Consider the following 26,647-nt stretch of genomic DNA (forward strand, 5'->3'; position numbering starts at 1 on the left):
AGCTCACAACTTACCCTTAACGCTATCGTCAATGCTAAGCTATATTAACTTAACAAAAAATATCTTAACCAACGACAGTCAACTTGCCCAGGATTCATCCTATGAACGCCCCATCAACGGATGCAAAAATTCAGCCCGTGTTACTACTCGTCGACGATGAGCAGAATATACTCAAGGCGTTAAAGCGCTTGTTCCGTTCCTGCAACTATACGATTCATATCGCTGAAAACGGTTCGGAAGGCTTGGCGCTATTAAACCAAGAGCCGGTCGACTTGATCCTGTCCGACATGCGCATGCCGAAAATGGACGGCGCGGAATTTCTAGCCAAGGCGGCCGAGCAATGGCCGGAGACGGTGCGTATTTTGTTGACCGGTTATGCCGACATCGAATCGACGATCGCAGCTGTCAATAAAGGCAAGATATATAGCTACTGCAGTAAGCCTTGGGACGATAACGAGCTCAAGATACTGGTGCATAATGCGTTGGAGCAAAAATTCATTCGCGATGAACGTAACCGCTTATTCGCCATCGTTCAGGATCAAAACGAACAACTCAAGGAACTCAATGCACACCTTGAGGACAAGGTTGAACAAAGAACCCAGCAATTAAAAAAATCGTTGGCACAAATCGACAAAGCCAACAAAACCTTAAAAAAACAATATACCGACTCGATTAAAACCTTTGCCCGAATTATCGAAATGCGGCCCGGCATCAAAAGCGGTCATGCCAAATTTTTTGCGGAAAATGGCCGAAACGTCGCGCGGCTGTTGCAATTGAGCGATGAAGAAATCAACGACGTGATGTATGCGGGTTTACTATTGCAAATCGGCAAAATGAGTTTGCCCGACGAGCTCTTGAATCAAGCGTTGTTTTCATTATCGTGGAACGATAAAAAGCGCTATTACAAACATGCCGAGGAAGGGCAAATGATGCTAAAAGACATCCGGCAGCTCCAAGAAGCCGCCTCGATCATTTATCACCAATATGAACATTACGACGGTTCAGGCATGCCGAAAGGCTTGATCGGCACGGAAATACCGATCGGCTCGCGTATCCTCGCGGTAATCCGGGACTACATTTCCTATCTCGACGGCACGCTAACCGGCGAATCGTTACCGATCGTTCAAGTCAAAAAGCATATTGAACTGAAAAAAGGGAGTCTCTATGACCCCGATGTCAGCGATATCTTTCTGCAATACTTGCCTGAATCGGAAGAGGACGATAGGCCGGTAATCGAAATGTCCTGGACTCAATTGCAAGCAGGAATGGAAGTCGAGGAAGTGTTATGCAATGATCTACTGTATTTAAAAGACCGGATACTAACCGAAAAAAACGTAAACGATATTTTCAATTTACGAGAAAACGGGGGGCAATTGTCAATCAAAGTCCGATTAGGCAATAAATAGGCTATGTTCGCGTTAATAGCAGAAATTCATACGACGCCAATTTCGAAACTTGAAGACTGTAGGGGACGCTGTGCGTACCATCATTCTAGAAAAAGCATTTCACCATGAAGATCATGAAGAAAACATTTAGGTAATTTCTTGAAATACTTCATGTGCTTCATGGTTAAACGGCCGAATTTAGGATCATTGTGCCTTGCGCCGACATAAGGTACGCGCAGCGTACCCTACGATTCGCTTTAAATCTTCCTGATTAGCAAGATGCTTCAGCTTGCCGGAGCCAAATGCCCGAGCGGGCCAGTCGTAACCGCTGCGACTTCTGCGGGACGGGGTTGCAAACCCCGTCCTGCCAGGGATATCCTGGTTTTTGGGCTTTAGCTGAAGAAACTTGCTAATCAGGTAAATCTTTAACTCCGTTATTCATATTCATCTTCATTGATGATGATCGAACCGTCTGCGGCCCAATTGACCTTCGTAATACCGGGCTCTTCGGCTTCCAATGCTCTGAGTATAGTATCTTGGTCTTTCAAAAGCGCTTGCTGCCTTCGGACCTGATCGGCTAAGTCCTTATTTTCTTGTAATATTCGTTTATGCTCTAGCGCAACTGCAACCGCATTGATTATTTCGAGATTATTCCAAGGTTTATTCAGAAACCGGAATACGCCTGCTTCATTGATCGCATGCTGAGCGCTTTCGAGGTCGGCGTAGCCGGTCAGAATCATCCGCATGGCATTCGGTTGCAACTTAATGAACTTCTTTAGAAACTCAACACCGTCCATGCCCGGCATTCGATAATCCGAAATCACTAAATCGAATTCGATTTCTTTGGCTAATAGTAATGATTCTTCCCCACTCTGCGCGGTCACTAAATGATAATCCCGCAAAATCCTGGATAAAGCCTTGAGAACATTTTGTTCGTCATCCACCAATAAAATTTTTGCCGCATCCTCGTTCATAATCCACCCGTTAAAATCATTCTTTGCCAAAATCAAGCAATGCTTATATAAAGTCTAATCGATAAAGTAAACTTATACCCATCGCAGATCAAAATTCGGCGCCAGGGTGTCCGTCAAAGGACGCCGTGAATACATCCCTGTAGGCTCTATGCCAGCTCCATGCTGGCAAAGCCTTTGCCGCACACCCTGTCGCCTCCTCAGGCACTGCCGAAATTTGAAGTGCGAAAGGTATAGAAACCGAAGCACCACTGAATATCAACGACAAGACGGCTTCATATTGGAAAATCGCATGACCGATCAAAACTTACATTTTCTCTATCGTTTTTCGTTCGCCGACAATAAAGTTATTGAATTCGCGATTGAAATCGATCAAACAACGATGACCTTTACCCGTCCCCAGCTCACGGAACCGCCATTCTGGACCGAGCTCGAATACCATCAATGCAGCAATTGCACCTTGGCAAAGGAGGATTCACCGCAATGTCCCGTTGCGGTCAATTTGCAACCGCTTATGGAATTATGCGGCATGCTGGTTTCTTATGAGTCGGTGGCACTAGACGTTATCACACCGGAACGAACGATCAGCGGAAAAACCACGATGCAGCGGGCATTAAGCTCGTTGCTAGGTTTAATCATGGCCACTAGCCCCTGCCCTCATACCGAACATTTAAAGCCGATGGCACGCTTTCATCTTCCCTTGGCCAGCGACGACGAAACGATTTACCGCAGTACATCGATGTATTTGCTGGGGCAATATTTCAAGTATAAGCAAGGTCTTGATCATACCTTCGAATTGGATGAACTGATGCAGCGTTATCAAAACCTGCAAATCATCAATAAAGCCCTTGCCAACCGTTTTAGAGCGGCAAGCACCGAGGATGCCACCGTCAATGCCATCATCCTGCTCGATCTGCTATCACGCTCGGTTAGCTGGTCTATCGAAGATGGACTCGAAGAAATTCGTTCTTTGTTTCAAGGCTATGGGATCAACATCGAAACGGATTAAATCAAAGCTTTTTCGGTTTCCCCGGTCATCCGATCATCGTTATACATAAGTCAAAAAATACCCTTTTGCAATCTCAGCTAATGAGACCTCGATACCCTTTATTGTCACTTGGCACTCTCGGCTATCCCTCACCTAGCGCTCACTGCCATTAAGTTACCTGATTAGCAAGTTTCTTCAGCTAAAGCCCAAAGATCAGCACATCCCTAGCAGGACGGGGTTCGCAAGCCATGCGAGTCAAGCTAAAAACGGCCAACCCACATCATGCTTTTTCCCAAGCTCCAGCTTGGGAAAGATAATCCGGAAGCTCCAGCTTCCTGAGACCGACACAACCTCCGCACATTCTCAATCAACCCCCACTCGCTCGCTCGTTCAATCTTTCTTGATTGTCGGGAAGCTAGAGCTTCCTGAACAGGTTACCCAAGCTGGAGCTTGGGTAACAGCATATTTTAGTTTTTGCGACTACGACTGGCCCCTGCTCGGACACTTGGCTTCGGCAAGCTGAAGCATCTTACTAATCAGGTTAAGTTAAGGATTTTTCCGTTCGCCCTGAGCCTGTCGAAGGGTGAATGGAAAAATCCTGGGTCGATAAGTTAAGCCGTCCATGGTTCGACAGGCTCACCACGAACGGCTTAACTTAATGGCAGTGTCACCTAGCGCTAGGCGATCCGCGTAGGGTACGCTGTGCGTACCATGGTAACCCCGCAATGTTGATGTACCAACCGAGCCGCCTGGGCACGGCTTTGGTACGCGCAGCGTACATTTTATGTATAACGATGAGCGGCCCTCCTTGGGAACTCATAACTTGGCAGCCGAAGGCAAAATCGGTATACGTTCCCACGCAGGAGCGGTGGGAACGAGGAAAATCCTGGCGTCAGTTGCCTAACTTATTTCGTGCCCGGTCTTAAATCCGAGCCGCGAGATTTTTCAGATAATCGGCAAAATCGTTTTTCAACTCTTCATGCAATAAGCCATGCTCGACCGTCGCGATTAAAAAGCCGAGCTTGGAACCGCAATCGTAGCGCTGCCCTTCAAACTCATACGCCAAAACCTGTTCGTCGGCCATCAATGCGGCGATCGCATCGGTGAGCTGTATTTCTCCGCCGGCGCCTTTTTTGGTCCGTTTGATTTTATCGAAAATCGCCGGCGTCAAAATATAGCGGCCAACCACCGCTAAATTCGACGGCGCTTCCTCCGGCTTAGGTTTTTCAACAATCAATTTCACATCGCTTAATTTCTCCGAGACCGGTTCGGTCTTAACGATGCCGTAACTACCGGTTTCCGACGGATCGACTCGCTCGACTCCTAAAACGCTACTGCGTTCCTGATTGAATACGCTAACCATTTGTCGCATACATCCACGGTGTTTGTCTTCGATTAAATCGTCGGCTAAAATAACCGCAAACGGTTCGTCGCCGACGATAGGCCGCGCGCAGTAAACCGCATGTCCCAACCCCAGTGCTTCGGACTGCCGAATATAAACGCAGGAGACATGCGGCGGTACGATATTTTGTATCATCCGTAAAGTTTGAATCTTGCCTTTCGCTTCCAGCTCGGTTTCAAGCTCGTAGGCTTTGTCGAAATGATCGACAATCGATGTTTTGTTCCGGCCAATCACAAAGATCATCGTATCGATTCCTGCGGCGACTGCCTCGTCGACTGCATATTGAATCAACGGTTTATCGACGACCGGCAACATTTCTTTCGGACTAGCTTTGGTGGCCGGTAAAAACCGGGTGCCTAAACCCGCGACCGGAAATACGGCTTTCGTGATAATTTGTTTCATCGATATCTCCTGTTAATGAAATTAAGATCTGAAAGTTTTGGATGGGGGGTTATAAACGCTATCGCATCGATATACTCATCGTATATCAAAATTCGGCACCGCCGAAATTTGAAGTGCCAAAGGTATAACCGGCAGGTCGGTCGCCCTACAATGTTAGTCAAACCCTACCATATTGATCTTGAAAACGCACAATATCGTCCTCGCCTAGATAGCTACCCGATTGTACCTCGACCATTTCGAGAGGAATTACGCCGGGATTTTCCAAACAATGAACGGTCCCTAGCGGGATATAAATCGACTCGTTTTCGGCCAATAGAATCTGTTGATCGCCCTTGGTGACCAAAGCGGTACCTTTGACAATGATCCAATGTTCGGCCCTGTGATGATGTTTTTGCAAGGATAATTTAGCGCCGGGTTTGACCAAAATACGTTTGGTTTGATGGCGCTCCCCATTATCGACCGAATCGTAATGCCCCCACGGACGATATACCTTGCGATGTAAATCGGCTTCACTGCGTTTTTGGCTTTTCAAAAAATCGACGATCGCTTTGACTTCCTGCACTTTGTCCTTGGACGCAACCAATAAGGCGTCGTCGGTTTCGACAATGACCAGATCCTGAACGCCGATGGCGGCAACCAATTTATCTTTGGAATACAAATAAGAATTTTCGGTATCGACCGCCAAAACATCGCCGAAGACTGCATTGCCCGCGTCATCTTTCGGCGTTACATCCCAAAGAGCCGTCCATGAACCGACATCGTTCCACCCGGCATCGAGCGGGATAACAACGGCATTGGCGGTTTTTTCCATCACGGCATAGTCGATCGAATCGGCCGGACAGGTCGAAAAAACCTCCTTGCCGATACGGGTAAAGTCCAAATCCTGTTGCGCCGATTGCAGTGCTTCTCGGCAAACCTGCAACATCTCGGGGTTGAATTTCGCCAATTCGTCGAGATAAACGCCGGCTTTGAAAGCGAACATGCCGCTGTTCCAATAAAAATCGCCGCTTTCGATATAACGCTGCGCGGTTTCCGCATCCGGTTTCTCGACGAAGGCCGCGACCTTGAATGCCTCGCCCTGTTGCGACTGCGAACGTTGAATGTAGCCATAACCGGTTTCAGGCTTTGTCGGCACAATACCGAAAGTCACCAATTGCCCTTGCCTAGCCAAGGTATCGGCGGCAATGACGGCTTGATGAAACGCGGCGCAATCGGCAATGACGTGATCGGCCGGCAAGATCAAAAGCACGTCGTCGGACGCAACCGATAAAGCCGCCATCGCGACAGCAGGCGCGGTGTTTTTGCCGACCGGTTCCAAAATGATGGAGGCCGGTTTGACGCCGATTTCCCACATTTGCTCGGCCAGCATGAAGCGATGATCTTCATTACAAACGGCGATTGGAGGTTTGATATGTTTGAGTCCATTGAGCCTCAGCACGGTTTCCTGAATCATCGTTTGCTCGGAAACCAGCGGTAGAAATTGCTTAGGATATTGTCCGCGAGACAACGGCCACAACCGGGTGCCCGAACCGCCGGATAAAATAACAGGTATCATAGGAAAATCCTTGGTAATGATAAATTTTTAGTAACTATTCAGCGCATGCGGTAGGTTGGTGTCAGGCATTGATTTCTAAGGACGCGTGAACCCAGCACCTAAATTATTTAAGATAGCTAACCATAGCCAATGGCCTATGGAATTTAGGTGCTGGGTGAATACATCCCTGTAAGCTCTGACTGCAACGTCCTGTTGCAGACAGCCTTATAAATCAATCCCTGACACCTTCTCATACATGACTTATGCTGAATAATTACAATTTTTACAGACAACGATAAAGATTATAGCGGGTTTATCTAACCTTTTCTCTTAGGCAGTTGGTATCGCGCCGGCTTTTGCCTATACTTTGCCTTCCATTGTTTATTATTTAAGGAAAAACGCATGCGCTTCGATGTTTTCAATGGCGATGCCGACGGCATTTGCGCCTTAATTCAGCTTCGGCTTGCAGAGCCCGCAGACGCGCTATTGGTGACCGGAATTAAGCGCGACATCGATTTGCTCGAGCGAGTCGACGCTCGAGCCGGCGACAAAGTCTTGGTCCTGGACATTTCATTGGAAAAGAATCTGCTCGCGCTCCAGCGCATTCTGGATCAAGGCGCCGAAGTATTCTATGTCGATCATCACCGGCCCGGGGATATCCCCGATCATACCGCATTAACCGCTCTGATCGATACCGATGCCAATGTCTGCACCAGTTTACTCGTCGACCGTTTCTTACAAGGACGCTACCGGGAATGGGCCATCACGGCCGCCTTCGGGGATAATCTGGACCAACCGGCCACGCAACTAGCCAATGAACTATCCTTGTCCGAAGCCCAAACCGAACAGCTCAAACAACTTGGCGTGTGTATCAATTACAACGGTTACGGCAGCTGCATCAAGGATCTGCATTTCCCGCCCGGCGAACTGTATTTAGAAATGGCCGGATACTCGTCTCCGTTCGATTTTATCAATGACAAAGCCGTGATTTATAATCGTCTTTCAGACGGTTATAACAATGATCTGGCGCACGCCAAAAGCATTGCGTCGGAATACAGCACGACATCAGTGGCGGTTTATATCTTGCCTGACGAAGCTTGGGCCAGACGCATCAGCGGCGTTTTCGCCAACGAGCTAGCCAATGCTCATCCCGACCGCGCGCATGCGATACTGAGCCATAACCGCTCGGGCGGCTATTTGGTCAGCGTCAGGGCTCCGCATACTCATAAAACCGGCGCCGACGAACTATGCGCGATGTTTCCTACCGGAGGCGGACGCAAAGCCGCGGCCGGCATCAATCATCTACCGATAGAAACTCTCCCGCAATTTATCGATCGCTTCGAAACGCATTATTCATCCTTTCGTTAATTCATTCCCATCAAATCAATATGACTCAAAAAAGCACCGATACCGTTTGGCATAACGCCACCATCACCCGTAACGACAGAGAAAAACTACATAAACATAAAAGCGTGATACTGTGGTTTACCGGCTTGTCCGGTTCGGGAAAGTCGACATTGGCTCATGCCGTCGAAGACTATTTGCACCGTTATGGTTGTTCGACCTTCGTTTTGGACGGCGACAATGTCCGACATGGCCTTTGCAGCGATTTGGGCTTCAGCGATGAGGATAGAGTAGAAAACATCAGAAGAATCGGCGAAATGGCCAAATTAATGATTGAAGCCGGTGTGATTACATTAACGGCTTTTATTTCACCATTCCGCGCAGACCGAAGTTCCGCACGGAAATTGGTCCCTCACGGCGATTTCATCGAAATCTACTGTCAATGCCCGCTGGAAACCTGCGAACAAAGAGACGTGAAAGGGTTGTATAAAAAAGCGCGTGCCGGCAAGATTCCTTTTTTTACAGGTATCGACTCGCCTTACGAGGAACCCGAAAAACCCGAGCTGATAGTCAATACGCATGCACTCTCGCTGGACGAAAGCGTTCAAGCCGTTATGAAACTGTTGTTGCAACGGAGCATAGTAAGGCCCGGTTAACGCTTAGGACTTCATGGATAAATAACATCTTGAAGCTATGAGTTTTGTTAAAGGTTTGGCAACTCTTTGGCAGGACATAATTATTCAGCTCCCCCTTATCGTTCCCACGCAGAGCATGGGAACGATAAGGGGGAGCTGAATTGTTACGGCTGGACTGGGTTTGTTTACAACCCAGTCCGAAACGTTTCAACCATGGCCGAAGCAAGCAGAAACGTTGGGGACGGGTTAAATAACCCGTCCCGCAGGATACTCATGTGCCTTTAATACTTTGCCTAGTCGCATCCATTCAATCTGCCCCCCTGCAATCCCTGCTTAGGTGACGATTAACAGCATTCATGGGATCTGTTACGTTCCGATTTTAGCTGAAGCTTGTTAGTAATCAGGAAACGAATTGATTAAGCATACCCTTGCGGATTTCGGCTTTGCCAACGCCAAGTATCTGCAACCATATCTTGCAGATTTTTTTCGCTATGCCACCCGAGTTGCTGTTGCGCAAAAGCCGGATCGGCATAGCATTCGGCGATATCGCCGGCCCGTCTTGGAACGATTTTATAAGGCACCTTTTGACCGGTAACCCGCTCAAATGCTTGAACCATATCAAGAACACTGTAGCCCTTGCCGGTACCCAAGTTAAACGCCGTGCAAGCACCATGATTTGACGGGTAAGCAAACAAGGCTTCAAGCGCTTTCAAATGACCCTTCGCCAAATCGACTACATGGATATAGTCCCTAACCCCGGTGCCGTCCGGAGTCGGGTAATCGTTACCGAATACCGACAACTCCGTCAATTTACCGATCGCCACTTGCGCAATATAGGGCATGAGATTATTCGGTATACCGTTAGGATCTTCGCCGATCAGGCCGCTTTCATGCGCGCCGATCGGATTAAAATACCGCAACAAAGCAATTTTCCAGGGAATACCGGAATCTTGCAAGCGATCGGCTGCCGATAAGTCCCTCAAAATTTCCTCGATAAACAGCTTTGTTCTTCCGTACGGATTAGTCGCCGACAACGGGAAGCTTTCTTCGATAGGCACTTTATGCGGATCGCCGTAGACCGTCGCCGAAGAACTGAATACCAGATTTTTGACCCCGGCCTCCGCCATCGCTTCGGTCAACACCAAAGTACCGTAAATATTATTGTGGTAATACTCCAAAGGTTTACTGCACGATTCCCCAACCGCCTTGAGTCCGGCAAAATGAATCACCGCATCGATGTTGTACTCATTGAAAACCCGGTCCATTCCGCTTCGATCTCTAATATCGACTTGATAAAACGCAAGGGATTTACCGGTAATTGATTCGACTCGGTGCAACGCTTCCAATTTACTGTTCGATAAATTATCGACCACGACGACTTCAAAACCGGCCTGAAGCAACTCCACACAAGTATGACTACCGATATAACCGGCACCGCCGGTCACTAAAATACATTTTTTATTCAAATCAACCTCTCCAAACTCCTCACCCTTCACCTTTCACCTTTCACCTTTCACCTTTCATCTTTCATCTTTCATCTTTCATCTTTCATCTTTCAATATAAATTCTCACCTAGCCCCCTTCCCCCAAACAACAATTTCAATCGTATGTAGAATGATGCTGATATCTAAAAATAAACTGTAATTTTTGACGTAATAAAGATCGTACTCGAGCTTCCTAACCGTATCGTCTTCGCTAGCACCGTATTGATACGATATCTGCGCCCAACCGGTAATGCCCGGCTTAACACGATGTCGTTCGGCATAATAATCGATCCGTTCAACAAACCCTTCGACGAATTCGGGCCTTTCCGGCCTAGGTCCGACGAAGCTCATGTCGCCTGTTAACACATTAAATATTTGCGGTAATTCGTCGATACGGCATTTCCTAATGAAAGCGCCGACTTTAGTGATCCTATTATCCTTTTCTTGAGCGAATTGCGCGCCGTTCTTCTCGGCATCGACGACCATGCTGCGGAATTTAATGACTTCGAAATTGCGATTATTTTCGCCGACCCGGACTTGCCGATAAAAAATCGGCGCCTTGATTCCGCTTTCTATCAAAATCGCGATCGAAGTCATCAACATGATGGGCCAGGCCACCGCCAATAAAATCAAACTCACCAAGATATCGAAAAGCCTTTTACCTATTGACCTTAAACCGCTGACCGCGAAACCATCCGAAAATAAAAACCAACTCGGATAAACGTTTGTAAGAGAAACAATCCCCCTTTCTCGTTCGTAAAAGGTAACCAAATCGATCACATCGAAACCCGACATTTTGCAATCGAGTAGCTTAGTCAACGGCATTCCCCGACGTCTATCGTCGATCGCCAAAACGATCTCATCAATATTCAAATCTTGAGCAACCTCGTTAAGCGACTTATCTTGCTTGATCAACAGCGCTTCATCGATGCAACACAATTCATCGGGCAAAGCCACGAAACCGGCAATATTGAAAGACTTATGTAAATAACCGGCATTTAATTCGACCAATTCTTTTGCCTTATTACCGCTACCTACGACCAGTACTTGTTTTTTAATCCTATCGATTTTGGAATAACGATAAAAAAAATACCGAATCAACATCATGCCTAAAAAGGCAAAAACGATAGAAACGCCCAATACGCTCCGCGCAATCAGAAAATTGGGAAAAAGGTAATAAATCGAAACCACGACAAAGATGCCGACGCCGAAGCTAAAGCTGACCCGCGCCAATAAGTCGTATTCTTGGATACCCAAGTTTCGCCGGTACAGTCCTAGCGAGATATTGCATAAGGTAAAAATAGCCGCAAAAATCAGACTAGCATTAACAATATCGGCTTCCGAGTACCAAGAGGGCTGATAAAGAAAACGTACCTGACTGCCCAGATACATCGCGAAATAAAAAATGACCGCTTCGAAAACGAGCAACCATAAAAACGCGCTAGAAATATAATGACGAAAAATCCTGATCATATCGATTGCCGATAGTCGGTTTCAAAACGGAGAGTTATAGAGAATTTATTCACAAGCTTAAAAACTTCAAACCATAATGGTATAGGGGGTTAAACAAATTTACACGAAAGACTCGACGCAACAAGTGTAGCCCCATAAACCGGCAACGGCAAAATATCTTCCACCTTCACCGGGACAGTGGGCGGTAAGCGGTGAGCGGTGAGCGGTGAGCGGTGAGCGGTGAGCGGTGAGCGGTGAGCGGTGAGCGGTGAGCGGTGAGCGGTGAGCGGTGAGCGGTGAGCGGTGAGCGGTGAGCGGTGAGCGGTGAGCGGTGAGCGGTGAGCGGTGAGCGGTGAGCGGTGAGCGGTGAGCGGTGAGCGGTGAGCGGTGAGCGGTGAGCGGTGAGCGGTAAAATGATCCGGCATTTTAACCACTTGTCAACCCCTAATTTCCCCTTTCCTCTTTCCTCTTTCCTCTTTCCTCTTTCCTCTTTCCTCTTTCCTCTTTCCTCTTTCCTCTTTCCTCTTTCCTCTTTCCTCTTTCCCCTTTCCCCTTTCCCCTTTCACCTTTCCCCTTTCACCTTTCCCCTTTCACCTTTCCCATCAACTGCCTCAAATAGACCACAGGTATCGCATAGGTAATACCGCTCGGCTGGGACAGCACCTGTTCCTTGCTTTCCTTGACGAAAACTTTGTTAATGATACCGACTACTTCGCCTGATTCGGGATCGTATAAAGGACTACCGCTATTTCCCGGATAAGCCGTTGCATCGAGTTGGAACACATCATAAGGGTTACGTAAGCGCTTAAGCATTTTTGTGTTCAATTGCCTAGACTGGATAACCGGAATCGCCATCGGCGTAATAGCCGACACGATACCTCGATGCGTTACCGGAAAAAGCCCAAGCACCATACCTATCGGATAACCGGTAAAGGCGTACAACTCTCCTTCTTTCACTTTACTGGAATCGCCAAGCCTCATCGGCGGCAGCCGGGCATTACCGGACAGCTTGAGAATGGCCAAATCATGCTCCGGATCAGTCGCAACCTGTCTTGCCTGAACCATTTGATCCTTGCCGCCGCGACGAATAAAAACCGCTAACGACTCCAAATGCCCTTCATCCAATTGCTTTGCTACCACATGTGCGTTGGTAACGACTAAACTGCCATCGCCGATGGCAAAACCGGTTCCTAAAAACAGCCCCCTGGGGCTGCGCGTTCGTTGAAAAGTACCGACAACGACTATGCCGGGCTTAATTCTTTCTATCGTTGCCGGTAAAGAATCGGATGCAAAACTTGAAGCCGAGCACATCACACCGAAAAACACCGCTACAACAACCCCAAAAAAACCATAATTTCGACGCCGACTATTCAAATCAATTCTCCAGTTCCACTCAATGTCCAATTTATCATTTTCGCCCATATCCAAAAGCAGCCCTATTCACTATTCACTGCTAACTGCTAACTGCTAACTGCTAACTGCTAACTGCTAACTGCTAACTGCTAACTGCTAACTGCTAACTGCTAACTGCTAACTGCTAGAATACTAACAGCGCTATCACAAACGTCTACTAAAAAATCGAACTTATCAACAGAAACGACAAACAAATTACCCGAAGCTTGGTGGCGCTTCGAGAATTCTGCTAGCATGTGAAACGCTTGGAACATCATGATCGGAAACCATCCAACAACCCGGTTACAAAATATGATCAGTTATCCTCCTCATTTATCTAAATCGACTCATGCAACAGACGCCCTCGCATTGAGAGAAACATCAATGCTTTGGCTATGCACTAGCTTGTTGATTTTGGTTTTTACTCCGACAATCTTCTGGCTTATCGAACGCTGGACGATGAGTGTATGGCATAACGGGCACGGCATTCTAGTCGCCTTACTGGTTATTTATCTAGTCTGGGGAGAATTAAAAAAACGCAAGAACTTGCCGAGAAGCACCAATCCTTGGGGATTTGCGATACTACTTCCGGCGCTAGCGGCGCATATGCTGGATACCGGCATGCATACCCAACTATTATCAGCCGCAGCACTTTTTTTGGCGCTACCGGGACTCGCGCTGCTGTTTCTAGGCACCGAACGCAGCAAAGCCATTATTTTTCCGTTGGCGACACTCTTCCTCACTCTGCCGATCCCATTGGTATTCACCGAATCGATACACATGACATTGAGAATCATCGCCACGAAAAGTGTGGCATGGTTACTCAAATTATTCGGCGTTCCGGTTTATTCGTACGGAACAGTTCTGCAAGTCGAAAACGGCGTACTGCAAGTCGCCGACGCCTGTAGCGGCTTTTCTACGCTATATGCGGCAATCACGATCGCGATTTTAACGGCGTATTTCTGCAACAGCATTCGCCGGCGAATCTTACTGCTACTCATTGCCGCGCCGCTGGCCGTTGGCGTTAATATCGTTAGAGTGCTGGTGCTGACTCTGCTTGTCAACTGGTTCGGCTTGGATGTATTAAAAACCTCGGCACATGAAATTTCCGGCTTAATGACCTTCATGATTGCATTACCGATTATTTTCATGATCGGCCAAAACCCTCCCGAAACTCCGCAAGCAGAGAATTGACATGCTATCCGCCCGTTATGCATTGCCTGTCTCGTTGATTCTTTCAATTGCCTTGATACCGACCGTCATCCACAATTATTTCGGCTTAACGGATCTAGACAATCGCTCGGTTCAAGCCATAGAACAGGAGTTGGGCCGGTTCAGCTCGTATCCAACCAAAAGAAATCCTAACTGGGGGGAGCTGACCTTCGGTGCCAGCGAGTGGATTGAACGCAGTTACCAAGACGACGTAAGCCGACCTGTACGCCTATTTGCCGCACGGGCCTTCGATCATAAACGCCTCTATCATCATCCCGAACTGGCGCTGTCCTATGGCGGCGACTTCGAAAACCAAGGGCTAGTCATTCTTCCGGGAGAACCGCGCATTCCGGTTAGGATTCTTAGAAGCAGAAGCGGAAAAGGATTGGTCGCTTATGCATTACATTATCAAGACAACTTTATCGACAACCCGATTCTGCATCAGATTCAAGAATCGTTGAAACTACTGATAAGCCCGAGAAAACCGATCACCCTCTTCTACGTCTCCGATGTCCATACGCCTATCGATATGGATTTTCAAGACACGCCGGCAGCCTTGTTGCTGCAAAAGACTATTGCCGACTTTTTAGCTCAGCCTGAATAGAATTGAGCTTTAAAACCGTTTGAAGCTTGTTGTTTTGAATTATAGATAAAGATCATGCCGTCCTTGGTATGGTGAGGTTGAGCCGGCATTCACGTCACGCCGGCCCAAAAAGAAGAGATTTACTGGTAAACAGGCTTTCATTAGTAGGATTTGGTCGTAAATAACTGCCCTATTTTACGGAGGGTTCGGTTGCTCGATTGGCAGGTGTCGGCGGCAGGGCAGATTTTTGCTCCTCGGCAATTGCTCCTGAATTGCTCTACTACACGCCATCCATGGCGTAATGCAAAATCTGCATTCATGCCATCCTTGGCACTCAGATTCCGCCGTCAAGCCTACACGGACGTATTCACCCAGCACCTAAATTCCGTAGCCCACTGGCTATGGTTAACTATTTTAGGTAATTTAGGTGCTGGGTTCACGGCGTCCTGCCAAGCGAGTTATCGAACCCTCAACAAAGCCCATAGTTCCAGGACGTTATTTCTCACGAAATCCTAAACGGCCGAATTAACCATCTTGCCTGAAGGCCATGAGCCTATTCGATCTCCCCTTGGCAAGTCTTCTAGGCCTACTTTAATTGCCTTACGGTTAAAAATCCAAATCAAAGTCATCGATGTCGCCGAACTCCTCTTTCAATTTACGTTTTTCCCAATAAAGCTCAATTTTTCTGCGCGCATCTACTTTGTCATAAGCCGATTTAGCTTTTTTACCGGCAATCAATTCATCGGAATCATCGATGCTGCCAACCTCATCCTCATCCTCATCTTCAAAATCCATATCATCCGACAAAACGTCCGACGTAGATCCTGCCATAAATAATACCCTCAAGAAAAAAGTTGCTTTTTATCGCGATAATTTTCAAATGTAAAGTATTTTTTAACCACCGAATGGCCGGTATTTTTCAGTGAACACTACTTGTACCGTAACCATTCGGATTTTAATGACTTTCTTAAGTCGGCACGCCTAGGGAGAAATACGTAAAGAATGCCCTGCTAACTGCTAACTGCTAACTGCTAACTGCTAACTGCTAACTGCTAACTGCTAACTGCTAACTAAGATCAGCCTTGATCAGTAGTAATTCCATTGCAACTGTGCCCGAACGACATCGCCCGAAGCTTGGCCAAACGCGCTGTTGTTCATATTGGTTCTATTCATGTGCGAATAGTTTACGACCAATTCCAACGCTTTCATGACCTGCCACTCAACACCGACCTCAATCTCATCGACAGCCATTCTCGGCATATTCGAATTGGTCTTCCACATGCCGCGATAAGTCTGCCATTTTGCATAAGGAATCCAGGTACCGTAAAAATCGTCGATCTTATACATCGCTTGCACATAGCCGCCGCTGAGAGACGTTTTTTCAATCGTTGCAGTATCGACATTCAAAGCGCCAGCATTACCCCAGTTCCATTCGGCTTGGAAACCAAATGGTTGAGGGAATAGGATCGCATGAACGGCTACTCGCTCTTCGGTGAAGCTCTTATTGGCGCCGGAATTATCTCTAATCGTATCTCCAGATATTTTGATGGACTCATCAAAAGCTGTGAAACTCCCGAAAGTCGGTTTGAATTTTCCAATCATCGCATCAGCGCCGACTTCAAGAACCTGCCCGCTTAGACTATCGCTCATGAAGCCCAAATCGAACGGATAAGTCGAATGAGCAACGAAGGTCATATCGTTATTTTTTTCAGCCTTGTTTAAACTTTGACCGTTATAGACACCGACACCGAGAATACCGTAGTCGCCCGAAGTTTTCAGGCCTTTCTTGCTCATGTCTTTCCAAAGCTCCTGAACATGCGTCGGCGTATAGTAGGCAAATACACCCAAATCTCGTTCGCTCGGCACCGCACTATTAAGCGCATCGGCACGATCGAGTGCTAGACGATTTTGCGACGATTGTAAATTCTCCCATCCAAACGGCACTTTCGATTGGCCGACACGGAATCGGTACTCGTGATCCTTGGTCAAATAAATATCTGCATAAGCATCGCGTAATTGCGCGAAATGTAAATTATCTTCGCCGCCGCTTTGATTACGTACGCTCGTCGCAAAATCAGGCTGAATATAGAAATACAAATAATCGCTGATATCGCCGTAAATTACTAACCGCACCCTACGGAAAGAAAAGTTTTGATTATTTCTGACAGAACTATCCATAACGGAGCGTAATTCCGGAGTATTAGCTCCACCCACCCTGTCTCCTTCGAAGGTATGGTTATAGCGCAACTGCGAATAGCCTCTCAGATTGATCCGATCGTACCATTTGCTTTCCGGCTTATGAACCGTACGAGGCGTATGTATGCCGGCGCGTGTATCTACTTGACGGTCGTTATCGACAGCAGCCACTTTCGTCGACTCCATGTCCTCCTTGAGTTCTTGTCCGTTTTGCTCCGGCGCCTTTCCGGCCGCTATCTGCCTATCAGAAGATTTACCGACTTTTAACGACGCCTTATCGTCAACTCTTTCAAAATCGCCTAATTTCGTCCGATTAGGCCCCGGCTCTGCATACAGTTGTTTCGTTTCGTTATCGACATAGAGCTCGAGCGCCGAAGCGCCGGGGGACGCCGTTACTCCCATTACCGACAAAATTGCAATCGTTAAATTTGTAAATTTCATAATAATAATAAAGATGTCATCCGGTGATAATGTTTAACCGGCCGCCATAATATGACTGAGATATGACAATTTAATGACAAACGGAAATCTAGGGATTTTTTACCACCGACAAATCGATGCATAATCCGCTGCGAATCTGTCCCGCCGACCGATTGACAAGCGCGCCAAGCGTTAAGTAAACTGCTCGCGCTTGCAATAGGATTTATGACGCCGAACCTGTCTTTCTTTAAGGACCGGACCGATATGTTTTCCCAACCAAGCATCCGGCAGCAAACCAATCATGCTCGCAGGTTTTCGCATACGCCAATAAGCCATTCAAAAGGAACTGTCGATCATGACCCATCCGATCATCGAATCATTTCTGCGTCACTCGATCGAACGTAAGGATTACCAAGTTGTTCGGCAATTTTTGGAGGAGTTTCAACCGGCCGATCTGTGCGATCTGATTCAGCAAGAATCCTTGCCGACCGCGCTGGATATTCTGAAATTTTTATCTTACGAACGGCGCGCCAGGGTGTTCGGTTATCTACCCAATACGCTGCAGGAACAACTCGCCGCGGAAATGAGCGACGACGACGTATCGTTGCTGTTGAAACACATGGACGCCGACGAAGGTGCGGATTTATTAAATCTATTGCCCGAAGAACGCCATGACGGCGTGTTACGTTCGATCGCCAGAAAAGAACGCGAAGACTTGCGCCGTTTGGCTAGCCATTCCGAAGGCACCGCCGGCGCAATCATGACCAGCGACTATGCCGCGATCCCTGCCCATGTCAAAGTTAGCGAAGCGTTAAATATCGTCCGCACGACCGCCCCGGGCGCTGAAACGATTTATCAAATTTTCGTTACCGACGGCCAGCACCAGCTTTTAGGCACGGTATCGCTACGCGAACTGATTTTGGCACCGCAAACGGCCAAAATCCAAGACATCATGATGACCGATATCGTCACGGTTTCGGTCGATGCCGCGCAAGAAGACGCGGCAAAAATCATTAGCCGCTACGATTTACTGGCCTTGCCGGTTATCGATAGCGAAAGCCGTTTAGTCGGCATTATTACTTATGACGACGCGATGGATGTCGCCGAAGCCGAAGCGACCGAAGACATGCATAAAAGCGCGACAATCGGTAATCTGGAAGGCAATTTTCGAGACGCTCGGCTACTCACGCTTTATCGCAAACGCATCGTTTGGCTCATTTTACTGGTATTCGGCAATCTATTCTCCGGAGCAGGAATTGCTTTTTTCGAAGACATGATCGCAGCTTACGTCGTGCTGGTATTTTTCCTGCCGGTTCTGGTAGGCAGCGGAGGTAATGCCGGCTCTCAAGCGGCGACCTTAGTTATTCGCGGCTTGGCGACCGGTGACGTCGACCTTAAAGATTGGGGCCGATTATTGGGAAGGGAGTTGGTTATCGCGTCCGGTTTGGGCTTGACGATGGCAATGGCTATTTCTATGGTCGGTCATTTCCGTGGGGGCGATGAAATTGCGCTGGTCGTCGGGTTAAGCATGGTGTCAATCGTGATCGTAGGCAGTCTAGTCGGTATGTGTCTACCATTTATACTGAATCGCTTAGGCTGGGACCCTGCCACAGCCAGCGCCCCGCTAGTCACAACGATTGCCGATTCGGCCGGCGTATTAATCTACTTCTCGATCGCAACGGCGATACTGGGGATGCCGGTTTAGGGTGAGCGGTGAGCGGTGAGCGGTGAGCGGTGAGCGGTGAGCGGTGAGCGGTGAGCGGTGAGCGGTGAGCGGTGAGCGGGAAAATGATGCAACATTTAATCCATTTGTCAAGCCCTAATTTCCCCTTTCCCCTTTCCCCTTTCCCCTTTCCCCTTTCCCCTTTCCCCTTTCCCCTTTCCCCTTTCCCCTTTCCTCTTTCCCTGCTTACCGCTTACCGCTATCCAGCTTCCCCAACCATTCCAAAACACCGTGTCCAGCCGCAAAACCGCTCGCAAAACAAGCCGTCAATAAATAACCGCCGGTCGGCGCTTCCCAATCGAGCATTTCACCGGAGCAAAATACGCCTGGCATGTCTTTCAGCATCAAACAGTCATCAAGCGCTTCGAACATCACGCCGCCTGCGCTACTGATCGCTTCATCGAGCGGCCGGGTTGCCGTTAATCGAATCGGTAAAGCTTTGATTTTTGAAGCCAATCGATGCATATCGCGATAATCGTCCGCATCGGCTAACTCACGGAGCAATGCGGCTTTAACGCCTTTTATGCCGGCGGATTTTCTTAAGAAATTGGCCAGCGAATTTTTGCCTCGCGGCCGGGATAATTTCTTAATCAAGGCTTGTAAATCGGTTTCGGGTAGTAAGTCCAACAGCATCAGCGCCTGACCGGTTGCATCGATTTGCTCGCGCAATTGCGACGAAAAAGCATATATCAAACTGCCTTCGACGCCATATTGCGTAATAGTAAACTCTCCACTTAGAGGATTCGAGGTACCGCCTGCAGTAACGCTTATCGCTACAGATTTGACCGCTTGCCCGGCAAAAGCCTCGCGAAATCGATCGCTCCAGGCCGTTTCAAAACCGCAATTCGACGGTCTAAGAGGCGCTACAGGAATATTACGATTAACCAGACAATCAACCCAAACACCATCCGAACCCAGTTTCGACCAACTACCACCACCCAATGCCAAAACCGTGGCATCGGCACGAATCGATTTTTCGCCTTGTGGCGTTAGAAATATCAACTCGCCGGTTTCGGACCAACCTTGCCAACGATGACGCATGTGAAAAGTAACGCCCGTTTCGCGCAGACGATGCAACCAGGCACGCAGTAAGGGCGCTGCTTTCATGTCGGTTGGAAACACGCGCCCGGAGCTGCCTATAAAAGTTTCGACACCGAGATCGCGCAACCATTTTCTAAGTTGATCGGGACCGAACGCATCGAGCATCGGTTTGATGGCTCCGCTTCGCTTACCGTAGCGCGATAAAAAAATATCGTAGGCTTCGGAATGCGTAATATTCATACCGCCCTTGCCGGCCATCAAAAACTTACGACCTACCGACGGCATCGCATCGTAAACATCGACTCGAACACCGCTTTGACTTAACGCTTCAGCAGCCATAAGCCCGGCTGGACCGCCGCCTATGATTGCAACGAATGGCTGTATCAATCGACGGGAATTATGTCGAGTATACAAATGAGAATGATTGAGCACGAAAGGTTCCGAATGAAGACTTTTGCTGCAAAAGAGTTGAAGCAAAATGAGGAGATTAGCCAAGGCTGCCAAAAAAAGCGATTTTAGCTAAGAATTTGGTCGTAAATAATTTTCCTATTAGGAGGGTTCGGTTGCTCGATTGACAGGTGTCGGCGGCAGGGCAGATTTTTGCTCCTGCAAAATCTGCATTCATGCCATCCATGGCAATCAGATTCCGCCGTCAAGCCTACACGGACGTATTCACGGCGTCCTGTCAAGCGAGCTACCGAACCCTCAACAAAGCTCATAGCTCCAGGACGTTATTTATCACGAAATACTAAAGATCTATGTTCCTACTTTTTATACCCATCGCAGATCAAAATTCGGCACCAGGGTGTCCGTCAAAGGACGCAGTGAATACATCCCTGTAGGCTCTATGCCGGCTCCATGCCGGCAAAGCCTTTGCCGCACACCCCGGCGCCTCCTCAGGCACTGCCGAAATTTGAAGTGCGAAAGGTATAATCTCAAAATATCCGGGAAATTGCTGGTTATCATGGATTATAAATCGCTAGGTGCAGCGTATGCATCGTGCACCTAGGTCGGGAGTTGTGTCGAGTTCGGTAGCTTGGAAAGATGCGCGATGCACACCCTACGGTACTTGCTTTGAATTTTCTATTTTTGGACAGGGATTCACACCGAAAAACTCTCGCCGCAACCGCACATGCCGGTAACATTCGGATTATTGAATTTGAATGCTTCGTTGATGCCCTCGCGGCGATAATCCAACTCGATTCCATCAATCACAGCGAGGTCGTCTTGTGTCGTAATGACCTTGACTCCGTATTGCTCGAACACACGATCGCCTTCATGAACTTCATCGGCATAATCGATCGTATAAGCGAAACCGGAACAACCGGATTTTTTGACGCCTAATTTCAAACCCACGCCGCTGCCGCGTTTGTCCAATTGTTTTTTAATTTGTTTTGCCGCGCTCTCGGTTAAAGAAATCGCCATTCAACACCTCTTAACGTTACTGTGAAAGTTCGTAGATTTAGACCCATTATCTAATTTTTCGATATACAAAACTCAGTTCTGGTAATGCCGGTTCCAGAGAGGGTGCGGTTGCTCGATCGACAGGCGTCGGCGGCAGGGAGCCGCCGTCGAGCCTACATGGACGTATTCACGGCGTCCTGTCGGGCGAGTGACCGCACCCTCCGCCACCAGAGATCTTTCATTTGCCGGGGCGATGACCGGGCCTTCATGAATATTAGGTTCGATTCAAAATAGTTTTTAAACATTTCACAAAATCGGTAATATCCGCTTCGGTATTGGCTTTACCCAAACTGACGCGCAAAGCGCTTTTAGCTAAATCCCGGGTAACACCCATCGCCATCAAGACCGGACTCGGCATGCCTCCACCACTGGCACAAGCCGAACCGCTCGATACCGCAAAGCCTTTTTTATCGAGTTGCATCAACAACATCTCACCATCGACGCCATCAATCCCGAATTGCACGGTATTGGGCAATCGTTCTACAGCTTGACTAAAAATAGTTGCGTTCAACTCCGCCAATCTCTGCTCTAACAACTGCCTTAAATCGAGCATTTGATTTCGCCATTGCGGCATTTCAGAAAGGGCCAATTCTGCCGCCTTACCGAAGCCGACGATTGCCGCGACATTTTCGGTACCTGCTCGAAAACCTTGTTCTTGACCGCCGCCGAGTTGCAAAGGTTCCGGTTCTGTGCCTTTTTCGATGATTAACGCGCCACTGCCTTTGGGGCCGTAAATTTTGTGACCGGATATCGACATCAACTGAACATTGAGCGAATCGAACGCCAACGGCATTTTTCCGGCCGCCTGCACCGCATCGGTATGCACTATCGTTCCCTGTTCGCGCAACACGCCGGCCCACTCGGCGATAGACTGTATCACGCCGGTTTCATTATTAGCCAGTATCAAAGAAGCGAAATTAGGCCGGTTCGCACAGCATCGATCGAAAGATTCGCGTTCGAAGATACCGTTTTTATCAACTGCCAGAACATCAACCGAGCAACTACGATTTTGAAAGCGTTCGATAGGCTCGGTAATCGAAGGATGTTCAATACTGGAAATCAATAGCCGCGAATGACTCATGATCGAATTCAATGCCAAATTATTCGACTCAGTGCCTCCGCTGGTAAAAAGCACCTGGCTGGGAGAAACTCCAACGAGGGCAGCGACTTGCTCCCTAGCCGTTTCAATCGCACTACGCGATAATCGACCGATCCGATACAGGGCCGACGGATTACCGTAAAAGGATTTCAAAAACGGCAGCATAGCCTCTAAAACGCGCTCATCGAGCGGCGTCGTTGCATTATGATCAAGATAGACCATGCGTTCGAAACTTAGGCGCCGACTCTTTGTTGCCGATGAATTTCGACCATTTTTGTATCTTGTTCTTGCCGCTTGGCAACTTCCTGAACATGATGTCTCGTCAATAAATCACCGAGGCTGATGCCTTTTAAGTATCCCCGAATCTGATCGCTAAGCCCCATCCATAAATCATGAGTCAAACACGCTTTGTTGTTTTGGCAATTGCCTTCGCCGGCACATTTAGTGGTATCCAGCGGTTCATCGACGGCCTCGATGATTTCGGCAATATTGATCTCGTTCGCCGCACGGCTCAAACGATATCCCCCGCCAGGTCCGCGCACACCGGTAACCATGCCGGCTCTTCGTAAACGAGCGAACAGCTGTTCTAAATAAGATAACGAGATAGTCTGGCGAGTCGCAATATCGGTTAAAGTGACCGGGTCTTGCTGACTGTGATAAGCCAGATCAAGCATGGCTGTTACTGCATAGCGGCCTTTTGTGGTTAATCGCACAACCTAATCCTCAAATAGCAAATCAATGCGCATTACTATACTTAACCAAGCAAATTAGTCAACTTTGAAAGAAACTCATTTGAGTTATACCGATCGTAAATCAAAATTCGGCACCGGGGCACCCGTCATATGTCAGATACCGGCAAAGCCTTTGTCGGACACTCGCCCCCTACGCCTCCTTGGACACTACCGAAATTTGAAGCGCAAAAAGTATAAATGAAACTCATTTGCCTCAGTCATACTTACGCACGTCAATTGACAGCATTAACGCCCCCAAGAGCGAGAAAAACAGCAGATTTCCTCTTTCCTCTTTCCTCTTTCACCTTCGCTGAAAATCTTGGAAACGGAGCGTTAGCGAAGTGAAGATTTTTAGTCCCCGATAGCCGTAGCGCCGGGTGTTTTGCCGGAGTCTGCGCGAATAGCGCAGGCGGAGGCAAAATACAAGGCATCGCGACACGGCGTAAAGCCATTTGTGGGAGTGCTACGGAGCCGCATCGAGTATACGATGATGTGGCGTAGTCGCACGGACGCAGGGCGAATCGGGGCCGCCGAAGGCAATAATCGCCAAGTCATTTTTCGCTGCTGAAATCGGACGGACCCCATTTCAGCTTTCGCGAAAAATCTTGGCGCGCTTGTCATCTTTCATCTTTCATCTTTCATCTTTCATCTTTCATCTTTCATCTTTCATCTTTCATCTTTCATCTTTCATCTTTCACCTTGCCCCTTGCCCCTTGCCCCTTGCCCCTTAAACTTTTCAAATCTCATCCAACTTATCGCCCTTATAATCCTCTTCCGGCATCGACTGATCCGGACAGGCGATACCGGCATCTTTTAGCGCTTTTTTCATTATTTCAAGCCGCCCGTCCACGGCTTGCATATGATCCAACATATGATTAATTGCCTTAGCGACAGGATCCGTCATGTCGTCGCTCGTGCCGTAAGCGTCGAAACCCATTTTCGCGGCGATTTTTTTTCGCTCGGAATCCGATTTTTTGGTCTTAGGATCGATCACATGCCCCGGTATCCCAACCACAGTCGCCCCCGCCGGAACCGATTTCAACACGACTGAATTCGAACCGATGCGCGCACCCTCGCCGATTTCAATCGGCCCCAGTACTTTCGCACCGGCCCCCACTACAACACCGTTATGTAAGGTCGGATGACGTTTACCTTTGTTCCATGAGGTCCCGCCCAGAGTAACCCCATGGTAAAGCGTACAGTCGTCGCCGATCACGGCAGTTTCGCCGATTACGACCCCCATGCCGTGATCGATAAAAAACCGTCTGCCGATCGTCGCCCCCGGATGAATTTCGATCCCAGTCAACCAACGGCCGATATGCGATATAAAGCGCCCAAACCATCGAAAACCGGCTTGCCAACAGAAATGCGCGATTCTATGTATCAACAATGCATGAAAACCGGGATAAGCAGTAATCACTTCAAACACCGTTTGTGCGGCCGGATCCCGTTCGAACACGCAATCGATATTCTCTTTGATTTCTCGCCACATAATTAGCCCTTCTTTTTATTGCCTTGCGACATTCGTAAAATTCCGCGCAATAGGTCCACCTCTTTACTCTCTAGACGAGCCCGGTTATAGATTCTACGCAAACGGCGCATCACCGACTTCGATTTATCGGGATGCATGAAGCCGGTATCGGTCAACGCTTCGATCATGTGCTCGTAAAACGCTTCCATCTGAGCGGCTGTCGCCAACAAGCCTTTGCCTTTATCACCGGCAGTGACTTCATAATCCTGGCCTGAAGCTACGAATAATTCATAACTAACCACCTGTACGGCGGCGGCAAGATTTAATGAACTGAAATCTTTGTTGCACGGGATTCGCAATAAATAACGACACAGGTCCAATTCATGATTTTTCAACCCGGAGTGTTCTCTACCGAATACGATCGCAGCGTTATGCTCGACCGCTTCGGTTTTCAAGAGATCCGCGCATTCTCTAGGCGTCAACTCCGGCCAACTAATCGTTCGGCAACGCGCACTGGTTCCTACCACAATGGAACAATCGGCGACAGCTTCTTGCAAGCTGTCGCAAACCAAAGCGGAACTCAAAATATCGTCCGCCCCGGAAGCTCTGGCAGTGGCATCCGCGCAGGGAAATTGCTTCGGAGTAACCAAAACCAAATTTTTAAGGTTCATGTTCTTCATGGCCCGGGCAACCGCTCCAATATTGCCGGGATGAGAGGTTTCGACCAATACGATTTTAATATTCGACAACAATGCGTAGCCCCGCCATTTGAAAAAACGGAAAATTTTAACAAAAGATTTGATATGCTATTGATATTTTCTAATTCAGCTTCGTATCAAATATCATGCATCCCATGCTCAATATTGCCGTGCGCGCCGCCAGAAACGCCGGTGAGATAATTTCCCGCTCGGCCGACAATGTCGGAAAACTTCAAATCAACCGGAAAGGCATCAACGATTTCGCGACCGAAGTCGACCGCATGGCCGAACAGGAAATCATAAAAATTATTAAAACCGCCTTTCCCGATCATGCGATTTTGGCTGAAGAAAGCGGCGAACACAAAGGCAACGATTTCGTTTGGATTATCGACCCGCTGGACGGTACAACCAATTTCCTACACGGTTTTCCTGTCTATGCCGTATCGATAGCACTGCAAGTCAAAGGCAAACTGGAGCTCGGCGTCGTTTACGATCCGTTACGCGATGAATTGTTTACCGCCGAACGCGGCGGCGGCGCGATGATGAATAACCGCCGCATTCGCGTGACCAATCAAACCGGACTCAAAGGCGCACTGATCGGAACCGGTTTTCCGTTTAAAAGTCAGCAACATCTCGATGCCTATCTTGGCATGTTCCGGACCATACATGCCGATTCCGCAGGCATACGCCGGGCCGGAGCGGCAGCACTCGACTTAGCCTATGTCGCAATCGGACGACTCGACGGTTTTTGGGAAATCGGATTACATCCTTGGGACATGGCGGCCGGCATCCTGCTGATTAAGGAAGCAGGCGGCGTCGCCACCGATTTTGCCTTTCAAGATAATTACATGGAAACCGGCAACATTATCGCTGGTAATCCCAAAATGCACCAGGTCATGTATAAAGCCATCGAACCTCATGTCACCGAAGCATTGACCCGGTTAAAAGCGAAATAAAATCCGCCATCGGTGGAGCGAGTATTTACTTCTCCTAATTTAAAAATAAAGAGAGGAGTTAGCT

General features: G+C 48.2%; 22 protein-coding genes. 8 read left to right on the top strand and 14 right to left on the bottom strand.

Translation table 11 applies throughout. The features are described from left to right. The first annotated feature begins 101 nt into the window (after window positions 1–101). Entirely contained in the window at window positions 102–1,406 is a 1,305-nt protein-coding gene (locus MEALZ_RS13400; protein ID WP_014149189.1) for an HD domain-containing phosphohydrolase, read from the top strand. A 413-nt stretch (window positions 1,407–1,819) separates the two neighbouring features. Here MEALZ_RS13400 and MEALZ_RS13405 read toward each other — a convergent pair whose 3' ends face one another. Next, window positions 1,820–2,359 carry a response regulator gene (locus MEALZ_RS13405; protein ID WP_014149190.1) on the bottom strand — a complete coding sequence of 180 codons (540 nt, stop codon included), beginning with the start codon at window positions 2,357–2,359 and terminating at the stop codon, window positions 1,820–1,822. Between the two features lie 289 nt (window positions 2,360–2,648). Here MEALZ_RS13405 and MEALZ_RS13410 point away from each other — a divergent pair, with 289 nt between their 5' ends. Further along, a complete protein-coding gene (locus tag MEALZ_RS13410) occupies window positions 2,649–3,365 on the top strand; it encodes a DUF6901 family protein (protein WP_014149191.1) in 717 nt (238 codons plus the stop codon). 901 nt (window positions 3,366–4,266) lie between these two features. Here the strand turns inward: MEALZ_RS13410 and galU are convergent. Then, on the bottom strand, window positions 4,267–5,148 hold the full coding sequence (gene galU / locus MEALZ_RS13415; protein WP_014149192.1) for a UTP--glucose-1-phosphate uridylyltransferase GalU: 882 nt from the start codon (window positions 5,146–5,148) through the stop codon (window positions 4,267–4,269). Window positions 5,149–5,305: 157 nt separating this feature from the next. Then, on the bottom strand, window positions 5,306–6,703 hold the full coding sequence (locus tag MEALZ_RS13420; protein ID WP_014149193.1) for a mannose-1-phosphate guanylyltransferase/mannose-6-phosphate isomerase: 1,398 nt from the start codon (window positions 6,701–6,703) through the stop codon (window positions 5,306–5,308). A gap of 381 nt (window positions 6,704–7,084) precedes the next feature. On the opposite strand from MEALZ_RS13420, the gene MEALZ_RS13425 reads away from it, so the two are divergent. Next, the gene (locus MEALZ_RS13425) at window positions 7,085–8,050 is read left to right on the top strand and encodes a DHH family phosphoesterase (protein WP_014149194.1); all 966 of its coding nucleotides are present in this window, start codon (window positions 7,085–7,087) and stop codon (window positions 8,048–8,050) included. Between the two features lie 20 nt (window positions 8,051–8,070). After that, window positions 8,071–8,682: an adenylyl-sulfate kinase gene (cysC, locus tag MEALZ_RS13430; protein ID WP_014149195.1), complete on the top strand. Its 612-nt coding sequence runs from the start codon at window positions 8,071–8,073 to the stop codon at window positions 8,680–8,682. A gap of 395 nt (window positions 8,683–9,077) precedes the next feature. Here cysC and galE read toward each other — a convergent pair whose 3' ends face one another. The 3 genes from galE to MEALZ_RS13445 all read right to left on the bottom strand — a co-directional run bounded on the left by galE (window position 9,078) and on the right by MEALZ_RS13445 (window position 12,971). Further along, window positions 9,078–10,127, bottom strand: coding sequence for a UDP-glucose 4-epimerase GalE (gene galE / locus MEALZ_RS13435; protein ID WP_223842305.1), 1,050 nt, complete (start codon window positions 10,125–10,127; stop codon window positions 9,078–9,080). Between the two features lie 102 nt (window positions 10,128–10,229). Further along, a complete protein-coding gene (locus MEALZ_RS13440; RefSeq protein WP_014149197.1) occupies window positions 10,230–11,618 on the bottom strand; it encodes a TIGR03013 family XrtA/PEP-CTERM system glycosyltransferase in 1,389 nt (462 codons plus the stop codon). Window positions 11,619–12,173: 555 nt separating this feature from the next. Further along, window positions 12,174–12,971: a S1 family peptidase gene (locus MEALZ_RS13445; protein ID WP_223842306.1), complete on the bottom strand. Its 798-nt coding sequence runs from the start codon at window positions 12,969–12,971 to the stop codon at window positions 12,174–12,176. Between the two features lie 330 nt (window positions 12,972–13,301). Between MEALZ_RS13445 and MEALZ_RS13450 the strand changes: the two genes are divergently transcribed. Both MEALZ_RS13450 and MEALZ_RS13455 read left to right on the top strand, forming a co-directional pair. Beyond that, window positions 13,302–14,183 carry an exosortase/archaeosortase family protein gene (locus MEALZ_RS13450; protein ID WP_223842307.1) on the top strand — a complete coding sequence of 294 codons (882 nt, stop codon included), beginning with the start codon at window positions 13,302–13,304 and terminating at the stop codon, window positions 14,181–14,183. 1 nt (window position 14,184) lies between these two features. Then, on the top strand, window positions 14,185–14,805 hold the full coding sequence (locus MEALZ_RS13455; protein WP_014149201.1) for a hypothetical protein: 621 nt from the start codon (window positions 14,185–14,187) through the stop codon (window positions 14,803–14,805). Between the two features lie 585 nt (window positions 14,806–15,390). On the opposite strand, the gene MEALZ_RS13460 is transcribed toward MEALZ_RS13455, so the two are convergent. Continuing rightward, entirely contained in the window at window positions 15,391–15,615 is a 225-nt protein-coding gene (locus MEALZ_RS13460) for a PA3496 family putative envelope integrity protein (RefSeq protein WP_014149202.1), read from the bottom strand. Window positions 15,616–15,870: 255 nt separating this feature from the next. Beyond that, window positions 15,871–17,421, bottom strand: coding sequence for a porin (locus tag MEALZ_RS13465; RefSeq protein ID WP_014149203.1), 1,551 nt, complete (start codon window positions 17,419–17,421; stop codon window positions 15,871–15,873). Window positions 17,422–17,755: 334 nt separating this feature from the next. Between MEALZ_RS13465 and mgtE the strand changes: the two genes are divergently transcribed. Beyond that, window positions 17,756–19,105, top strand: coding sequence for a magnesium transporter (gene mgtE / locus MEALZ_RS13470; RefSeq protein WP_014149204.1), 1,350 nt, complete (start codon window positions 17,756–17,758; stop codon window positions 19,103–19,105). Between the two features lie 204 nt (window positions 19,106–19,309). Here the strand turns inward: mgtE and MEALZ_RS13475 are convergent, their stop codons facing one another. From MEALZ_RS13475 to MEALZ_RS13505, 6 genes are all read right to left on the bottom strand, one after another. Beyond that, the gene (locus tag MEALZ_RS13475; protein WP_084685613.1) at window positions 19,310–20,551 is read right to left on the bottom strand and encodes a TIGR03862 family flavoprotein; all 1,242 of its coding nucleotides are present in this window, start codon (window positions 20,549–20,551) and stop codon (window positions 19,310–19,312) included. 714 nt (window positions 20,552–21,265) lie between these two features. Beyond that, window positions 21,266–21,589, bottom strand: a complete 324-nt coding sequence (locus tag MEALZ_RS13480) for a HesB/IscA family protein (protein WP_014149206.1) — start codon at window positions 21,587–21,589, stop codon at window positions 21,266–21,268. A gap of 253 nt (window positions 21,590–21,842) precedes the next feature. Further along, on the bottom strand, window positions 21,843–22,949 hold the full coding sequence (locus MEALZ_RS13485; protein ID WP_014149207.1) for a cysteine desulfurase family protein: 1,107 nt from the start codon (window positions 22,947–22,949) through the stop codon (window positions 21,843–21,845). Window positions 22,950–22,960: 11 nt separating this feature from the next. Next, complete coding sequence (gene iscR / locus MEALZ_RS13490) at window positions 22,961–23,440, bottom strand: Fe-S cluster assembly transcriptional regulator IscR (RefSeq protein ID WP_014149208.1); 480 nt, start codon at window positions 23,438–23,440, stop codon at window positions 22,961–22,963. A gap of 754 nt (window positions 23,441–24,194) precedes the next feature. Then, window positions 24,195–24,950, bottom strand: coding sequence for a serine O-acetyltransferase (gene cysE, locus MEALZ_RS13500; RefSeq protein WP_014149209.1), 756 nt, complete (start codon window positions 24,948–24,950; stop codon window positions 24,195–24,197). A 2-nt stretch (window positions 24,951–24,952) separates the two neighbouring features. Next, complete coding sequence (locus tag MEALZ_RS13505; protein WP_014149210.1) at window positions 24,953–25,681, bottom strand: RNA methyltransferase; 729 nt, start codon at window positions 25,679–25,681, stop codon at window positions 24,953–24,955. Window positions 25,682–25,773: 92 nt separating this feature from the next. Here MEALZ_RS13505 and suhB point away from each other — a divergent pair, with 92 nt between their 5' ends. Further along, window positions 25,774–26,583, top strand: a complete 810-nt coding sequence (gene suhB / locus MEALZ_RS13510) for an inositol-1-monophosphatase (RefSeq protein ID WP_014149211.1) — start codon at window positions 25,774–25,776, stop codon at window positions 26,581–26,583. Window positions 26,584–26,647: the final 64 nt, after the last annotated feature.

The sequence above is a fragment of the Methylotuvimicrobium alcaliphilum 20Z genome (assembly GCF_000968535.2).
Taxonomy (GTDB): domain Bacteria; phylum Pseudomonadota; class Gammaproteobacteria; order Methylococcales; family Methylomonadaceae; genus Methylotuvimicrobium; species Methylotuvimicrobium alcaliphilum.

What these genes read in the sequence shown, in the direction of transcription:
- suhB (WP_014149211.1), top strand. Translation starts at nt 25,774, where the DNA reads ATGCATCCCATGCTCAATATTGCCGTGCGCGCCGCCAGAAACGCCGGT.
- cysE (WP_014149209.1), bottom strand. Translation starts at nt 24,950, where the DNA reads ATGTGGCGAGAAATCAAAGAGAATATCGATTGCGTGTTCGAACGGGAT.
- MEALZ_RS13425 (WP_014149194.1), top strand. Translation starts at nt 7,085, where the DNA reads ATGCGCTTCGATGTTTTCAATGGCGATGCCGACGGCATTTGCGCCTTA.
- MEALZ_RS13440 (WP_014149197.1), bottom strand. Translation starts at nt 11,618, where the DNA reads ATGATCAGGATTTTTCGTCATTATATTTCTAGCGCGTTTTTATGGTTG.
- galU (WP_014149192.1), bottom strand. Translation starts at nt 5,148, where the DNA reads ATGAAACAAATTATCACGAAAGCCGTATTTCCGGTCGCGGGTTTAGGC.
- MEALZ_RS13420 (WP_014149193.1), bottom strand. Translation starts at nt 6,703, where the DNA reads ATGATACCTGTTATTTTATCCGGCGGTTCGGGCACCCGGTTGTGGCCG.
- MEALZ_RS13465 (WP_014149203.1), bottom strand. Translation starts at nt 17,421, where the DNA reads ATGAAATTTACAAATTTAACGATTGCAATTTTGTCGGTAATGGGAGTA.
- MEALZ_RS13405 (WP_014149190.1), bottom strand. Translation starts at nt 2,359, where the DNA reads ATGAACGAGGATGCGGCAAAAATTTTATTGGTGGATGACGAACAAAAT.
- MEALZ_RS13485 (WP_014149207.1), bottom strand. Translation starts at nt 22,949, where the DNA reads ATGGTCTATCTTGATCATAATGCAACGACGCCGCTCGATGAGCGCGTT.
- MEALZ_RS13455 (WP_014149201.1), top strand. Translation starts at nt 14,185, where the DNA reads ATGCTATCCGCCCGTTATGCATTGCCTGTCTCGTTGATTCTTTCAATT.
- mgtE (WP_014149204.1), top strand. Translation starts at nt 17,756, where the DNA reads ATGACCCATCCGATCATCGAATCATTTCTGCGTCACTCGATCGAACGT.
- MEALZ_RS13400 (WP_014149189.1), top strand. Translation starts at nt 102, where the DNA reads ATGAACGCCCCATCAACGGATGCAAAAATTCAGCCCGTGTTACTACTC.
- cysC (WP_014149195.1), top strand. Translation starts at nt 8,071, where the DNA reads ATGACTCAAAAAAGCACCGATACCGTTTGGCATAACGCCACCATCACC.
- MEALZ_RS13410 (WP_014149191.1), top strand. Translation starts at nt 2,649, where the DNA reads ATGACCGATCAAAACTTACATTTTCTCTATCGTTTTTCGTTCGCCGAC.
- MEALZ_RS13450 (WP_223842307.1), top strand. Translation starts at nt 13,302, where the DNA reads ATGATCAGTTATCCTCCTCATTTATCTAAATCGACTCATGCAACAGAC.
- MEALZ_RS13480 (WP_014149206.1), bottom strand. Translation starts at nt 21,589, where the DNA reads ATGGCGATTTCTTTAACCGAGAGCGCGGCAAAACAAATTAAAAAACAA.
- MEALZ_RS13460 (WP_014149202.1), bottom strand. Translation starts at nt 15,615, where the DNA reads ATGGCAGGATCTACGTCGGACGTTTTGTCGGATGATATGGATTTTGAA.